Below are 15,427 nucleotides of genomic sequence, written 5' to 3'. Positions count from 1 at the left end.
AACCGCCGACACGGGGATTTTCAATCCCCTGCTCTACCAACTGAGCTACTCGGCCCTGTATCTGGAAAAAAAAGACCTGCATTTCTGCAGGCCTTCGAAAGTGGTGGCCGAGGACGGAATCGAACCGCCGACACGGGGATTTTCAATCCCCTGCTCTACCAACTGAGCTACTCGGCCACTTGTTTCGTTGCAGCTGTGACGCTGCCGAGGACGCGCATATTACGGACGTCGGGCGGGTTCGGCAAGCGTTTTGGCAAAAAACCTTCACATTGCCGTCTGCGCGGGCAGGGCAGCGCGGCAAGTGCTTGATCCTGCGTTGCCTGCAGCAACGGGCGTGGCGGGGCGCGCCCTACATCGCGCGCTGCAGCGCCAGTAGCAGGGTGTCGTAGTCCCAGCTGTCATCATGGCGCACGCCGTTGATGAAGAAGCAGGGCGTGCCATTCACACCACTGCGCACGCCGCCCATGAAGTCGGCCTCGATGCGCGCATCGTCGGCGCCGGCCAGTGCCGCGCGCACACGCTCGGCCGGCAGCTGCAGCAGTTCGCCGTAGCGCTGCAGGTCGTGCGGCGCCAGCGCGCCCTGGCGTTCGTAAAGCAGATCGTGCGCGGTCCAGAAATGCCCGCTGTCGGCAGCGGCTTCGGCCAGGCGCGCGGCGTTCAGGGCGTCCGGGTGCATTTCGCTGAGGGGGAAGTTGCGGAATACCAGGCGCAGCGAGTCGCCCAAGACCTGCTGCAGGGCCTTCACGATGGGGTAGGCCTGGCCGCAGTAGGGGCACTGGTAGTCGCCGTATTCGACCAGGGTGACCGCCGCATCGGCCGGGCCGCTGGAGTGGTCGCTGGCGCTGACGGGTACGGAAAGGCGGCTCATGGAGTCACCTCCGCCGGCGCCGTGTGCGGCAGGCGTGACAGTGCATCGAGAATGCCATCGGCACCGGGGTTGATGCCCAGTGGAGACAGGTAGCTCCAGCGCACGATGCCCTGCGCATCGATCACGAACAGCGCCCGTTCGCAGACGCCGTCGTGTTCGCGGTAGGCACCGAACTGCCGGGCAACGGCGCCCTTGGGCTCGAAATCGGCCAGCAGCGGGAAATGCAGGTGGCGCTGTTCGGCGAACGCGGCATGGCACCAGACACCGTCCACCGAAATGCCGATCAACTGTGCACCCTGTCGCTGGAATTCGGGCAACAGCTGGTTGTACAGGGCCATCTGGTCGCCGCAGACCGGGCTCCAATCGGCAGGATAGAAGGCCAGGATGACCGGGCGACCGCGCAGCTCATCCAGAGTGACGGTCTGGTCGGGCGTGGCGGGCAGGCGGAAGGCGGGGGCGGGTGTTCCCGGCGGCAAGGGGGCGTGCGCAGGGTCGGGGCGGGGCAGGGCGGACATGGCGGGCTCCTGGCGGGGTGGGATGGCGCGCGGTGGGTTCTGCATCGGCAGTGCCATCGTCGGCCGGTCGCGCCGGGCTGGCCATTGCGCCTTGGTTTCCGCCGCTCATACCAGGGTATGCACGCGCCGCTCGCGGCCGCACGACCGGGGGCTCACGGCCGCGCCGCTAGCGTGGTCGTGCAAGCCCGGCACGGTGCCGGTGCGGAGCCCACCATGACTACTCCCCGCACGCCTTCACCCGCCGAAAAGGATGCCGGTACCCAGGAAAGCCGCCAGGACCAGCAGCAGGACGACGTGGCCAAACGCCGCCCTGGGCAGAACGATCAGAAGGTGCATGACGAAAACTCGCGGCGACCGCAACGCAAGGATGGGAGCCAGGAGCCGGGTTGAGCCGGTAATGGTCAGCCCGAGGTCTCGTCGGCCTGGGTCATGCCGACGGCGGCGTCTGCGCGGCGCGGGCCACGTCAGCGAACCAGGCGGCGAGTTCGTCCATGTCGATCTGCTGGATCAGCGCCGTATTGATCGGATCGGCGGGTGCAGTCGGCAGGATGGCGGCCGCGACCTCGATCGCGCAGTACCCCGTACCGTCGCATAGGCCTGCCAGACAGGAGGGAAGAGGGGCGCCCTGCCACAGCGGAGCGGTTGATGGCCATGGTTGCTGGTGTTGCATCGGGCGCCAACGACCGTAGGGGCGCACCTCGCTCCTGCGCTGTGCAAGCCATCGGATTGCAGCCTCCTTGGCCACGCCCGCTGCGTCTTTCAGTTCCTGGTGCCCGGACACGATCCTGATCTTCTCCCATATGCCGTCGTAGGACAGTTCGCGAAGGCGCAGGACCACGAGCAACTGACTTCCCTGCAACCGCGCCTGTTCAAGACCAAGCCCATGGGCGACGTCAGCGACGTAGCGGGGAATGTACTGACCCTTCCAGCCGGGAATGAGGGTTGAAAGCGGGATCAGGTGAGGATCGGGTATCGCGGCATGGTCCATGGGATCCCTGTCTGCATGTGGCGCTCCGCGCCGCGGGTACCCTCATCCTATCGGTCGCCGAAGCCCGTGCCCAAAGAAAAAGCCCGCAGATCACGGGGATCTACGGGCTTTCCTGAAAAGTGGTGGAGCCAAGGAGGATCGAACTCCTGACCTCGTCATTGCGAACGACGCGCTCTCCCAGCTGAGCTATGGCCCCACGGCAGGGTTGCAGTGTAGCGCCGCCGCCGGGGGCTTGCCAAGCAGCGGGGGCGACAGTCGTGGCAGGCTGGGCGCCTCCACTGCCGGAAGATGCCCTGTGACCGACTACCGCCCCATCGAGTGCGACCTGCACGATGTGCTGGAAATCGCCTGCCTGCACCACGAACTGCTGCAGGTGGAGCTGACGGATGGCCGCACCTTCGTGGCCCGCGCGCGGACCACGCTGAGCACGCCGGGCAAAGAGGAATTCCTGGTGCTGGACGCGGAGGACGGCGAGCACCGCATCCGTCTGGACCATCTGCGGGCGGTGGCCACGCTGGGTGCTGACGGCGTGCCCGGGCCGCGTACCGTGTTGGCCATTCCGCCCCCCGATGAATCTGAACAGGGTTTGTGAATCAAGGGCTTGGCGCTGTCAATAACCGGAAGCGGCTAGGCCGGTTGGCGTAAAGAGGACCAGAACGGTGCCGTTAAGAGGGGGCGCTTCGCGCGCTCCCTTCCACGGATATTCCCTCTGATGATGACCCCGGCTGCCTCCCGATTTTCCGCCTCGCCGCCGAAGCGGACCCTGACCATCGCAACCCGCCTGGCGCTGCTGATGGTGGCGATCACCACGGTGGCCTTTGCCGCGCTGGCGATCCTGATCTACCGCGATACTGCCGACAGCTACCAGCAGCGCGTGGTTGCTGGCCTGGATACCAGCACGGTGCTGATGCGCGATTCGGTGCAGCTGTACGACCGCAGCCTGGGCGAAAGCACCCAGCGCATCGCCGGTACCTTCCGCGCGATGCTGCCGCAGGGTGAGGCGCTGGCCGATGCCACCGCGACCATCGACGTGGCCGGCCGCAGTGCGCCGACCCTGCGCCTGGGCCCGCAGGTGATCGGCCCGGCATCGACCGAGGTTGATCGCTTCGCCGAGGCGACCGGCGGCGTTGCCACCGTGTTCGTGCGTGACGGCGAAGATTTCGTCCGCGTGGCGACTTCGTTGCGCAACGCGCAGGGCGAACGCGCGCTGGGCACCGTGCTGGACCACGCCAACCCGGCCTATGCGCGGGTGCGCGCGGGGCAGGGCTACACGGGGCCGGCGCACCTGTTCGGCACCGATTACATGACCCACTACATGCCGATCCCGGCGGCCGATGGCAGCGTGGCTGGCATCGCGTTCGTGGGGCAGGACTACTCGCAGGGCCTGGCCGCACTGAAAACGCGCCTGCGCGAGGCGACGCTGGGCCGGGAGGGCCGCTTCATCGTGGTCGACACGCGCCAGGGCAAGGACCACGGTCGCGTGCTGGCCGCCGCCGATGGCGAAGGTGGCCTGCTGCAGGAACGCGTTGCCGCGGCGGATCTGCCGCAACTGCAGGCCCTGCTGGATGGCCACAGCACGCAGGCCCGTCTGCATCTGCGCCCGGCCGATGGTGGCCCCGAGCAGGCCTGGTTCGCGGCGGCGCAGCGCTACGGCGCCTGGCAATGGCTGGTGATCGGCCTGGAGCCGGAATCGGTGCTGGCAGAGGTACTGAACGGCCTGATGCTGCGCATCGCGCTGATTTCCGTGCTGGCGCTGACCACCGTGGTCGTGCTGATCGTGCTGGTGGTGCGGCGCCTGCTGGGTCGTCCGCTGGCCGCAGCGGCGCAGGTCGCCCGCGATGTGGCCAGCGGGCGCCTGGACCGCGAAATCGACAGCGGCCGCGATGATGAGGTCGGTCGTCTGCTGGGGTCGTTGCAGCAGATGCGCGCCAAGCTGCGCGAGATCCTGCAGGCCCAGGCCACCATGAGCGAACGCCATGCGGCGGGCGCGATCAGCCACCGGATCGACGAGCAGGCCTTCGAAGGTGAGTTCCGCGCCATGGTGGCCGGTACCAACGCACTGGTGGCGGCACACCTGCAGACCCAGCAGCGCATGGTGGCCTTGGTCCAGCGCTACGCCGAGGGCGATCTGCAGCAGACCATGGACGTGCTGCCGGGCGAACAGGTAGCGATCACGCAGGCGCTGAACGGCGTGCGCGGCAAGCTGCAGGGCATCAACGGCGAGATCAAGCGCCTGGTTGCGGCGGCGGCGAGCGGTGATTTCAGCGTGCGCGGCGATGCGCAGGCCTTCGCCAATGACTTCCAGCAGATGGTGCAGGGCCTGAACAGCGTGATGGCCACTGCCGATGACAACCTGCTGGCGCTGTCGGGCCTGCTGCGCAACCTGGCCGAAGGTGACCTGCGGCACCGCATCGACGGGCAGGCGCAGGGGGTGTTCGCGCGCATGCGCGAGGACGCCAATGCCACGGTGGGGTCGCTGGCCGGCATCGTCGGCCGCATCCAGCAGGCCGCCGCTGCGGTCAGCACGGCCGCTGCGGAAATCGCTGCCGGCAACGATGACCTGTCCCGGCGTACCGAGCAGCAGGCCGCCAACCTGGAAGAGTCCGCTGCCTCGATCGAGGAAATGACGTCGGCCGTGCGGCAGAACGCCGATCACGCACGTCGCGCAGATCATCTGGCGAGCGAGGCGGCGCGGGTGGCCGGGCGCGGGGGGGCGGCGATGGCTGAGATGGAAGCAACGATGGGCCAGATCGATGCCGCCTCGCGGCGCATCGCCGAGATCATCGCGGTGATCGATGGCATCGCCTTCCAGACCAACATCCTGGCCCTGAATGCCGCCGTGGAAGCGGCACGTGCCGGTGAGGAAGGCCGCGGCTTCGCGGTGGTCGCCAGCGAGGTGCGCGCGCTGGCGCAGCGCTCGACGCTGGCGGCGGCGGAGATCAAGGGGCTGATCGAGGACTCGGTGGCGCGCGTGGCCGAAGGCAACGTGCTGGCCAGCGATGCCGGGCGCACCATCCAGGACGTGGTCGCTTCGGTGACCGAACTGGGTGGACTGGTGGGCGAGATCGCCCATGCCTGCCAGGAACAGGCGGCCGGCATCGAGCTGGTCAACCAGAGCATCGTGCAGATGGATGGCGTGACCCAGCAGAATGCCGCGCTGGTGGAAGAAGCCTCCGCTTCGGCCCGTGCGATGAGCGAACAGGCGCACGCGTTGCAGGACGCGGCCGGCCGCTTCGTGCTGGAGCGGGGCCCGGCGATGGCCACGGCGTAAGGGGGGGCGCAGGGCCTGGGAGGCGGTGGCGCAGGCTGCCGCCTGCCACCTGCGCACTTTGCCGCAGCGGGCGGGACGCGGACTGCGATGGGATGCGCAACGAAATCGTAACAATTCGGGCGATAATGGGCGCTTGCGCAGTGGTTCCCCTTCTACCGCCCGGCTTGCGCAGGCCGCCCGGACGTCTCCCAAGAGCTTTCGATGCCCTCCCATATCGCTTCCCGTCGTCCGACGGGCCTGTCGTCTTCCTCGCTTTCCTTCCGCCGCCACCCGCTGGCCCTGGCCTGTGCCGGCCTGGCCCTGGCTGTCAGCTTCGGCGCGGCCGCGCAGGACAGCGCACCGACCCCGACCGGCCTGGACACCATCACTGTGACCGCCGAGCACCGTGAGCAGAACCTGCAGGAAGTGCCGGTATCGGTGGGTGTGGTGCAAGGCGATCGCATGCGCGATTTCACCGCCGGTGGCGATGACACCCTGCTGGCACTGTCCGGCCGCGTGCCCAGCCTGTATGCGGAAACCACCACCGGCCGCATCTTCCCGCGCTTCTACATCCGCGGCCTGGGCAACATCGACTTCTACCTGGGTGCCTCGCAGCCCGTGTCGATCATCCAGGACGACGTGGTGCTGGAACACGTGGTGCTGAAGTCCAACCCGGTCTACGACGTGGACCAGGTGGAAGTGCTGCGCGGCCCGCAGGGCTCGCTGTTCGGCCGCAACACGACCGCCGGCATCGTCAAGTTCGACACGCTGAAGCCGACCGATGAGTACACCGGCCGGGTCAGCGCCAGCTATGCCACCTACAACAGCGTGTCGGTCGATGGCGGCTTCGGTGGCCCGATCAATGACATCGCCTCGTTCCGTGTGTCGGCGCTGTACCAGCACCGCGACGACTACGTCGACAACACCTACACCGGCCCCAGCGCCGACGGCACGGTCAGTCCGAAGAAGAACGCGATGGGCGGCTTCGATGACCGCAACGTGCGTGCGCAGCTGCTGCTCAAGCCCAGCGACCAGTTCTCGATCCTGGCCTCGGCGCACGCCCGCGACTACGACGGCACCTCGACCCTGTTCCTGCGCGGTGCGCTGACCAAGGGTTCGAACCAGACCGACGTGCCGCGCGACAAGGTGGCCTACGACGAAGCCGACAACAACCCGCAGTCCTACAAGACCTACGGCGGTTCGGTGAAGGCGATCTACGATTTCGGCGCGGTCGATTTCACCTCCATCACCGCCTACGAAACCACCTCCGGTTACAGCCGTGGCGACACCGACGGCGGTGCAGCGGCAGACTTCCCGTTCAATGGCGTGGCCAACGGCTACGGCCAGTCGATGGGTCAGATTCGTGACCTGGACCAGTGGACCCAGGAGTTCCGCCTGGCCAGCCACGATGACAGCGCCCTGCAGTGGCAGGCCGGCGCGTTCTACTTCAACGGCAGCGATACCACCGATTTCTACCAGCGCGGCTGGTTCCTGCAGGGCGCCGCGCGCAACCCGAACAACTGGGTGCGCCTGCGCAACAAGAACACCTCCTGGGCCGGCTTCGGCCAGATCAGCTACGCCTTCACCGACAAGTTCAGCGTGACCGCGGGCCTGCGCCAGACCCGCGACGAGAAGCACACGCGCCTGCTGAAGACCGCCGACACCGCCGCCGGTGTGGTGACCTACAAGGGCCGTACGGACGTGAAGATGTCCGATACCACGCCAAGCTGGGACGTCAGCGCGATGTACCAGTTCAACCCGAACGTGAGCGTCTACGCCAAGGTGGCACGCGGCTTCCGTGGCCCGACCATCCAGGGCCGTTCGGCGGTGTTCAACGCTGATTTCACCACCGCTGATTCGGAGACCATCCTGTCGTGGGAAGCGGGTGTGAAGAGCAGCCTGTGGGACAACCGCCTGCGCCTGAATGCCACCGCGTTCACCTACACCGTCAACGACATCCAGCTCAACGGCAATGACTCCGATGGCAATGGCGTGCTGTTCAACGCCGACAAGGCCAAGGCGTATGGCTTCGAGGCGGACATGGAACTGCGTCCGATTCCCAACCTGACCCTGAGCGCCGGTGTCAGCCTGCTGCACAGCGAGATCCAGGACAAACGCGTGTATGCGCAGGTCTGTGGCCTGAACGGCCAGGTGGTGTGCACCGTGAACGACCCGACCATCAAGGTCGGTGCCAACACGTTCGCGCAGATCGATGGCAACCCGCTGCCGAACGCGCCGAAGTACAACATCAACTTCGCCGCGCGTTATGACATGCCGGTGAGCGATGCGGGCACGATGTTCGTGTCCACCGACTGGAACAAGCAGGGCTACACCAGTTTCGTTCTGTATGACAGCCAGGAGTTCAATTCCAAGGGCGATTTCGAAGGTGGCCTGAAGCTGGGCTATTCGGGCAACTACGGCGCGTACGAAGTGGCGCTGTTCGCGCGCAACATCACCAACGAGAAGAACCTGAAGGGTGTGATCGAGAACTACATGGCGGCGGTGTACAACGAACCGCGTACCGTGGGTGTTTCGCTGAACATGAACTGGTAACCACCACCGCTTCATGTACCGGGAACGGCGCTCTCCGGGGCGCCGTTTTTCGTTGGTGGGCAGGCAGGGGAAGGCTGCATGCTAGGCTGCCGCGCTGTGTTGAACGGACCTCGACCATGATCCAGACGCTGTACCAGCAGTACGCCGACAGCGGCGCCGCCACGGCGCTGATCGAACAATGCCGGGCCCAGGTGGTGAGCTGGCGCTGGGCCACTGGCGATATGGCGCACGACGCGCCGTTCACGGCTGAAAAGTATGGTTTCCGACGCAGCCGCTGGCTGGAGGATGCCAAGGCGGACCCGGATGCGCATGTGCACCACGGGTTCGACGCCCAGGAGCGCATCGTGATGGCCGTGGCCGACAACGGCGCGAGGACAACGGTGTGGTTGCACGGCGTCGAGCAGCGGCACTGCGTGAGCTTCCACCGCGGTGGAAGCATTGCCTCGGCCCGGATCTTGCACGAACCAGGCGGGCGGCTGCAGCGCAGTGAGCTGACTGTTGGCCATCGCGGTCATGACAGCACCTATCACTGGGAAGGCGAAGTGCTGCTGCGCGTGGTGGTGCGCAACTGGGAGGACGGGCGCCCGACCTGGTGGTGCCAGGATGTCTACAGCTACGATGAGGCCGGCGCCCTGGACCGCATCGAACTGCAGTATCTGCAGGAAGACGGCACACCCACCGGCAGCCAGCGCCTGCAGTACCAGCGCCCGCGCCGCGGCGAATCCGTGGCCGCCGCCGCGGCCGATGTCGAGCGTTTGCTGATGCAGGCCCTGGCCGCCCAGCTGCCGCAGATTGCCCGCGGGGAGCCGCTGTATTGCCTGCTGCTGTGCTTCACTGATGGCGATTTCAGTTCGGCCTGGCCACCGTTCATCACCTGGGGCCGCCAGTCTTATCGCGAGGCGGTGCTCGAGCGCGGCGAGGACGTTCCGTACTACCTGTGGGCACCGGACGAAATGCGTGCCGGGCAGCGCGACGAGGATGAATGCTGGTTCGAGGAGCCGGCACTGCTGGACGCGTGCAAGCGGCATGGCCGGCTGATGGAACTGCGCGGCAGCACGACGTCCGCGATGCGCCTGCTCGCACGCGTGGCGGCCTGGCTGGACGCGCCGGAACAGCGCGCATTGCTGCGCACCACCGACGATTTCGTGGTCGCGGTGGCCGACAACACCGGTTCGGTGGACCCACTGCCGGCGATGCGCAAGGCGATCGGCCGGCAGCGCTGGGCGCAGCTGAAGGCGCGCGGCTACGTCTGATCCTGGGCGCCGGGCCCGGTCGCCCCGGCGCGATGCCGTGCTACGCCGGCAGCAAGGCCTGCAGCCGGGCTTCCAGTTCCTGCTGGCGCCAGCCGGCCAGCGCCGCCGGCCACTGGCGGCGTTCCAGATAGTTTTCCAAGTGCTTGCGTGAGGCCAGCACGCCGTCGGCCAGGCCCAGCTCGCGGCTGCGTTCGGCGACCGCGTCCTGCAGCTTCTTGATGGTCTTCTTGTCGGCATCGCTGGCCTGTACCGCCAGCGGCGCGTCAGCCTCGTCGGCCAGAGGGGTCTGCAGCGCCTGCCAGACAGCGCCGGCCAGTTTGCGCGGGGCTTTCGGGAACTGCTCGAACAACTTGCCCAGTGCGGCAGGATCGGCCGGCGGGGTGCGCGCCAGGGTGGCGGCCAGTTCATTGTCCAGGATCCAGCTGCGCGGGCGGTCGCTGCTGCGGGCCTGGGCATCGCGCCAGCGCAGCAGGCGCAGCAGGCGATGCTGTGCGGCGGCGTCGAGGAACTGCGCCGCGCGCATGCCCAGGTGCGGCCAGCGGTCTTCGTCGTTGGCCACGTTGGCCAGCAGCCGCTCGGCATCGTCCTGCAGCCACTGGCGGCGGCCCAGGGCCTGCAGCTTGGCCTCGATCGCATCATGCAGGGCGAACAGGTGCTCGACGTCGTCGGCGGCATACTGCAGCTGCGATTCGGAAAGCGGGCGGCGCATCCAGTCCGAGCGCGTTTCGCCCTTGGCCAACGCCACCCCGGTGATCTCCTGCACCAGCTTCTGGTAGCCCATGCCGCCGCCGATACCGGCCAGCGCCGCGCCGATCTGGGTGTCGAACAGGGGACGGGGCAGCACGCCACAGGTCCACTTGAAGGCGACCAGGTCTTCGCTGGCGCTGTGCATGACCTTGACGATCGATTCGTCGGTCAGCCACGGCGCCAGCGCTTCGGGCATGCCGGGAATCAGTGGGTCGATCAACAGGATGTCGCTGCCCACGGCCATCTGCACCAGGGCCAGCTGCGGCCAGAAGGTGCGCTCGCGGATGAATTCGGTGTCCAGGCCGATACGGGCTGGGCGCTGCTGGCGGTACGCGTCCAGCTCGGCGGGGGTGGTGATCCAGATTGCCACGGGTCGGGGCCTGCTACTCGGGTTTGCTCAGGCAGGGGAGAATAGCCTAACGTCGGTGCGCGTCCGTACCGAAGGAGCCTCCGTTTGCGTTTTCCGCTGCCGATCGCGCTGTGTACTGCCCTGGCACTGGGGCTGGCCGCGTGTACGCCATCGCCGCCGGCGAGGGAACCGGAACGGCCGCGGCCCAGGGTGAATGACGCGGCCCCTGCCGCGGCGCAGGGTACGGTGACCATCGCCGGCGAAGACGCAGGTGAGGACGTTCAGCGCTGGACGCCGCCGCGGGTGGATCGGCAAGCGCGGACGCTGGCGCAGTTGCGGCGTGCCGCCGAACAGGCGCATGCCGCCGGCCACCTTTACGAAGACAGTGATGCGGCCATTCCGCTGTGGCTGGCGGTTCAGGAGGAAGCGCCGGACGACCGTGCCGCCCGTGCCGGCCTGTTGCGGGCCCGGCAGCGCCTGCAGCAGCAGGCCGATGCGTTGCTGGCGCGGCCGCTGCAGCAGCGCGAGGCGCTGGCCGAGGCCGGGCGACAGGCGCTGGTGCTGCTGACCCTGGCCCCCAATGACCCCAAGGTGCGCGCGCTGCAGGGGCGGGTGGAGACGGCACAGCGCGTGGTGGCCTACAACCGGTCGGGGGAGGACGATCTGCGCGCGGGCCGTATCGGCGAGGACGGCGATGGTGCCATTCCGGCGTTCCGCGAAGCGCTGGCGCTGGATGCGGACAACCGCCGCGCCCGCCAGGGCCTGGCGGCCGCGGAGAGTGCGTTGATCCGGCGTGCCGAGGATGCGGCGCGCATCCGCGATTTTGCTTCGGCCGGCGCTTGGCTGGCCGAAGCCAGCAAGGTGCGTGATTCCTCGCCCACCATTGCCGACGCGTTCGAGCGTATCGAGCAGATCCGCGCGGCGGCACTGGTCCAGCTGCGCGACGGCGGCCTGCAGGACCTGGCCACGCCGCAGGGCCTGAAGCCGGCACGGGAAAAACTGGCTGAGGCGCTGCGCATCGCGCTGCCCGGTGATGCAGTGGTGGCACAGTTGCGCGAGCGCATCGATCTGGCCACGCACTACGGCAGTTTCCGCCCCGGGCAGGTGTTCAGCGATGCCCTGCGTGACGGCGGGCGTGGCCCGCAGATGATCGTGGTACCGCACGGCGGCTTCCAGATGGGGGCCGGTGACACCGAGCCCGGCGCCAGTGATGCCGAGCGGCCGTCGCACTACGTACGCTTCGAGCGTGGCTTCGCCATGGCGATCACCGAGGTGACCGTGGCCGATTTCGAGCGTTTCGTGAAAGCCACCAACGCGCGCCCGCGTGCGACCCGGCGCGGCCATTCGGTGGTGTACGACGAACGCAGCGGCAATTTCATCCGCCGCAGTGGCGTGGACTGGCGTTCGGACTACGACGGCAGCCGCGCCATGGGCAATTCGCCGGTGATGCACGTGAGCGTACGCGATGCGGAAAACTACGCCACCTGGCTGTCCGAACAGACCGGTTACGCCTACCGGCTGCCCAGTGAAGCGGAGTTCGAGTACGCGCTGCGCGCCGGCGGCAGTGGTCGCTACCCCTGGGGGGGGGCCGGCCTGCCGCCACCGGGCAGCGGCAACTACACCGGCAGCCAGGACGTTTCACCCTCGGGCCGGCACTGGCACAACGCGTTCGTGGGCTACGGCGATGGCTGGTGGGGGCCGGCGCTGGTGGGCAGCTTCCAGGCCAACGCCTTCGGCCTGCATGACATGGGCGGCAACCTGAGTGAATGGGTGGCCGACTGCTGGCACTCCAGCTATCGCCGCGCCCCAGCCGACGGCGTGGCCTGGTACAACCCGGGCTGCCGTGCGCGGGTGATCCGGGGCGGCAACTGGGCCAACGCCCCCGAGCAGACCCGTGCGGCATGGCGGCAGTCCCAGGATTCGGATACGACCAACGCCCGCATCGGCTTCCGCCTGGTGCGCGGCATCTGATCCGGGCGCTTCACCCTGCGCAGGCGGCGGCGGACTAAGATTGCAGCGTGCCCGCCGGCCGGCGGGGTCCGCCGGAAACCCTGCCGATGCGCAACGATCCCTTCTCCCGCTCGCCGCAACAGGGTCCGCCCCGGCGCGGACTGTTCGGCAACATCCGCTGGTGGGTGCTGCTGCTGGCTGCCGGGTATGCGGCGTTCTACTGGTTCTCCAACCGCACGGTGGACCCGTACACGGGCGAGAAGGTGCTGATCGACAGCAGCCTGGACGCCAGCGAGGAGCGCGCACTGGGACTGCAGGCCTACCAGCAGATCCTGGCGCAGGAGCGGCCACTGGACCCGAACGCGCAGATCTCGCGCGATATCCGCGCCATCGCCCAGCGCCTGATTGCCAAGGTTGATGTGGTGGAAACTGCGTTGGCGCAGGAGCATGGCCTGCAGCCAGCGCATTTCTCCCGCGAGTTCGAGTGGGAGGTGAACGTCATTCCCAGTGAGCAGGCCAATGCGTTCTGTCTGCCCGGTGGCAAGATGGCCGTCTATACCGGGCTGGTACCGGTGGCGCGCACCACCGACGCGATGGCGGTGGTGATGGGCCACGAGATCGCGCATGCGCTGCTGCGCCATGGTGCGCAGCGCATGGCGCAGCAGAAGCTGACCCAGATCGGACAGATGGCGGGTGCGGCCAGCGGCATGGATGCGCAGCAGCAACAGATGATGATGTCGGCGATGGGCTATGGCTATCTGCTGCCGTATGCGCGCAGCCACGAGACGCAGGCCGATGAAGTGGGTCTGATGCTGGCAGCGGCGGCGTGCTTCGACCCGCGCGAGGCAATTCCGCTGTGGCAGCGCATGGGCCAGGCCAGTGGCGGTCAGTCGCCGCCGGAGTTTTCGTCAACGCACCCCAATCCGGGTACGCGTATCCAGAACCTGCAGGCGTTGATGCCGAAGGCCCTCGAGTATCGGCAGAAATTCTGCGAGCAGGCGCAGTAGGGTGGGCGGCAGGGCTTGCAGCCCTGCACCTGCTGCGAGCCAAAGCCAAAGCCAATGCCAAAGCCAAAGCGATAGCTGGATTCCTCGGGAGGGCGGGGCGGGTCCGGTTGCGGGGGACGCCGCAAGTACGTCCCTGTAGGCTTGGCCGCGGCATCCATGCCGCGGACACCCCCGCAACCGGACCCACCCCGCCTTCGACAGTTTCCCACGATCTGTCGGAACGCTGTTCTGCTCTGGTGGGTGTCGACCTTGGTCGACACAGTAGATCCACGCCACGCGTGGATGAATCTGTCAGACGTCGAAAAGAATTCCGGGGTCAGAGCCCGTTGCGCAGCAACGGGATCCGACCCCGGGCCGTTCCCACAGCCGCGTGAACCTGTCGAAGGTGGGGCGGTGTCGGATTGCGGGGTGTCAGCCGCATGGATGCGGCTGCCAAGCCTACAAGGACGTACTTGCGGCGTCCCCGCAATCCGACACCGCCCCGCCAACCCACGGAAAGCCCGCTGTTGCTTTTGACGTTGACGTTGACGTTGACGTTGATTCGGCAGGTGCAGGGCGCAGCCCTGCCGAACAACCCCTACTTGACCTGCACGTCGATCACGCCGTCGCCCACCCGGGCCTGCAGCGCGTCGCCCGGCTGCACCTGGCCGGTGTGCCTTACCAGGGCGCCATCATCGGCACGGGTCAGGATGCTGTAGCCACGCGCCACCGTGGCGAGGGGACTGACCGCTTCCAGCGAGCGTGCCAGCCCGCGCAGGCGCAGGGCGTCGCGTTCCAGCAGCCGCTGCATCGCCGCCTGTGGGCGCCCACGCAGGGTGAGCAGGCGCCGTTGCATTTCATCCAGCCGGCGCTTTGGGTGGTGCGCACGCAGCACGGCCGCCGCATGGCGAAGGCGGGCAGCGCGACGTTCCTGTTGTTGCTGGAAAGCGGCCTGCAGACGCCGGCCCAGATCCAGCTGGCGCCGGCGCAGCAGGTCCAGGCGGGCCTGCGGGCTCTGCGCGTTCAGCCGCAGCAGCGCACGGTCGGCGCGCTGCATGGCCTGCTGCATCGTGTGCCGCTGCAGCTGCACCATGCGCGCCGCGCTGCGGCGCAGGCGAACGGTCAGTTCGCGCTGGTCCGGCACCAACAGTTCGGCCGCGACCGACGGCGTGGGCGCGCGCAGGTCGGCTGCGAAATCGCTGAGGCTGAAGTCGGTTTCGTGGCCGACGGCCGACACCACCGGCGTGGCGCTGGCGGCGATCGCACGGGCCAGGGCTTCGTCATTGAAGGCCCAGAGATCTTCCAGCGAACCACCGCCGCGGGTCAGCAGGATCACGTCGTAGCGGCCGCTGGCATCGGCGGCCTGCAGCAGGCGGGTGATCTGCGCGGCGGCGGTGCTGCCCTGTACCAGGGTCGGCAACAGGTCCACTTCCAGCAGCGGGAAACGGCGCGCCAGCACGCTCAGCACGTCGCGCACCGCGGCACCGGTGGGCGAGGTGATCACCGCCAGGCGCTGCACGTGTGCCGGCAGGGCGCGCTTGCGCGCGGGATCGAACAGCCCCTCGGCCTGCAGGCGTGCCTTCAGTTCTTCGAAGGCGCGGCGCAGGGCGCCTTCGCCGGCTTCCTCCATGTGGTCGAGCACCATCTGGTACTCGCCGCGGGCGTCATACAGCGTCACCTTGCCGCGCACCAGCACGCGCATGCCTTCGCGCGGCACGAACTTCAGGTACTGCGCCTTCATGCGGAACATCGCCGCACGCAGCTGGGCGCGCGCATCCTTCAGGGTGAAGTACAGGTGCCCGGAGGCGGGACGGGCCACGCTGCCCAGCTCTGCCTCCACCCAGATGGCGGGGAAACTGCCTTCCAGCAGGTCGCGGGCCAGGGTGTTCAACTGGCTGGGGGTGAGGATGTCGTTGTTGCGTGGCTGCATGGGTACGGCGTGCGGCAGGTGGAGCGGGCGCTCAGGAT

At 67.9% G+C, this 15,427-nt stretch carries 12 protein-coding genes and 3 tRNA genes (1 of these 15 cut by a window edge); 7 read left to right on the top strand and 8 right to left on the bottom strand.

Annotated elements, in window-relative coordinates; all coding sequences use genetic code 11:
- The 4 genes from RTY46_RS09900 to RTY46_RS09885 form a co-directional block, all read right to left on the bottom strand.
- Positions 1-55: transfer RNA gene (locus RTY46_RS09900), tRNA-Phe, on the bottom strand (it extends 121 nt beyond the left edge of the window).
- Between the two features lie 46 nt (positions 56-101).
- A tRNA-Phe gene (locus RTY46_RS09895) sits at positions 102-177 on the bottom strand.
- A 172-nt stretch (positions 178-349) separates the two neighbouring features.
- Complete coding sequence (locus RTY46_RS09890; protein WP_312708124.1) at positions 350-868, bottom strand: thioredoxin domain-containing protein; 519 nt, start codon at positions 866-868, stop codon at positions 350-352.
- On the bottom strand, positions 865-1,383 hold the full coding sequence (locus RTY46_RS09885) for a redoxin domain-containing protein (RefSeq protein WP_312708122.1): 519 nt from the start codon (positions 1,381-1,383) through the stop codon (positions 865-867). Before RTY46_RS09885 ends, RTY46_RS09890 begins: the two co-directional genes overlap by 4 nt.
- A 213-nt stretch (positions 1,384-1,596) precedes the next feature.
- Here RTY46_RS09885 and RTY46_RS09880 point away from each other — a divergent pair, with 213 nt between their 5' ends.
- The gene (locus tag RTY46_RS09880; protein ID WP_312708120.1) at positions 1,597-1,773 is read left to right on the top strand and encodes a hypothetical protein; all 177 of its coding nucleotides are present in this window, start codon (positions 1,597-1,599) and stop codon (positions 1,771-1,773) included.
- Positions 1,774-1,810: 37 nt separating this feature from the next.
- Here the strand turns inward: RTY46_RS09880 and RTY46_RS09875 are convergent, their stop codons facing one another.
- Positions 1,811-2,371 (bottom strand): hypothetical protein, encoded by a 561-nt coding sequence (locus tag RTY46_RS09875; protein ID WP_312708118.1) that lies wholly within the window; start codon positions 2,369-2,371, stop codon positions 1,811-1,813.
- Between the two features lie 120 nt (positions 2,372-2,491).
- A tRNA-Ala gene (locus RTY46_RS09870) sits at positions 2,492-2,567 on the bottom strand.
- A 99-nt stretch (positions 2,568-2,666) separates the two neighbouring features.
- Here RTY46_RS09870 and RTY46_RS09865 point away from each other — a divergent pair.
- The 4 genes from RTY46_RS09865 to RTY46_RS09850 all read left to right on the top strand — a co-directional run bounded on the left by RTY46_RS09865 (position 2,667) and on the right by RTY46_RS09850 (position 9,427).
- The gene (locus RTY46_RS09865) at positions 2,667-2,963 is read left to right on the top strand and encodes a Rho-binding antiterminator (RefSeq protein ID WP_312708116.1); all 297 of its coding nucleotides are present in this window, start codon (positions 2,667-2,669) and stop codon (positions 2,961-2,963) included.
- 120 nt (positions 2,964-3,083) lie between these two features.
- On the top strand, positions 3,084-5,642 hold the full coding sequence (locus RTY46_RS09860) for a Cache 3/Cache 2 fusion domain-containing protein (RefSeq protein ID WP_312708114.1): 2,559 nt from the start codon (positions 3,084-3,086) through the stop codon (positions 5,640-5,642).
- Positions 5,643-5,843: 201 nt separating this feature from the next.
- Positions 5,844-8,174 (top strand): TonB-dependent receptor, encoded by a 2,331-nt coding sequence (locus tag RTY46_RS09855; protein ID WP_312708112.1) that lies wholly within the window; start codon positions 5,844-5,846, stop codon positions 8,172-8,174.
- 116 nt (positions 8,175-8,290) lie between these two features.
- Entirely contained in the window at positions 8,291-9,427 is a 1,137-nt protein-coding gene (locus RTY46_RS09850; protein ID WP_312708109.1) for a hypothetical protein, read from the top strand.
- A 40-nt stretch (positions 9,428-9,467) separates the two neighbouring features.
- On the opposite strand, the gene rnd is transcribed toward RTY46_RS09850, so the two are convergent.
- Positions 9,468-10,544: a ribonuclease D gene (gene rnd / locus RTY46_RS09845; RefSeq protein ID WP_312708107.1), complete on the bottom strand. Its 1,077-nt coding sequence runs from the start codon at positions 10,542-10,544 to the stop codon at positions 9,468-9,470.
- Positions 10,545-10,628: 84 nt separating this feature from the next.
- On the opposite strand from rnd, the gene RTY46_RS09840 reads away from it, so the two are divergent.
- Both RTY46_RS09840 and RTY46_RS09835 read left to right on the top strand, forming a co-directional pair.
- A complete protein-coding gene (locus RTY46_RS09840) occupies positions 10,629-12,494 on the top strand; it encodes a formylglycine-generating enzyme family protein (RefSeq protein WP_312708105.1) in 1,866 nt (621 codons plus the stop codon).
- Positions 12,495-12,580: 86 nt separating this feature from the next.
- Entirely contained in the window at positions 12,581-13,480 is a 900-nt protein-coding gene (locus RTY46_RS09835; RefSeq protein WP_312708103.1) for a M48 family metallopeptidase, read from the top strand.
- Positions 13,481-14,057: 577 nt separating this feature from the next.
- On the opposite strand, the gene xseA is transcribed toward RTY46_RS09835, so the two are convergent.
- On the bottom strand, positions 14,058-15,389 hold the full coding sequence (gene xseA / locus RTY46_RS09830) for an exodeoxyribonuclease VII large subunit (protein WP_312708101.1): 1,332 nt from the start codon (positions 15,387-15,389) through the stop codon (positions 14,058-14,060).
- Positions 15,390-15,427: the final 38 nt, after the last annotated feature.

It is taken from the genome of Stenotrophomonas sp., assembly GCF_032056425.1.
GTDB lineage: Bacteria > Pseudomonadota > Gammaproteobacteria > Xanthomonadales > Xanthomonadaceae > Stenotrophomonas.
This window is presented reverse-complemented; position numbering and strand designations above follow the sequence as displayed.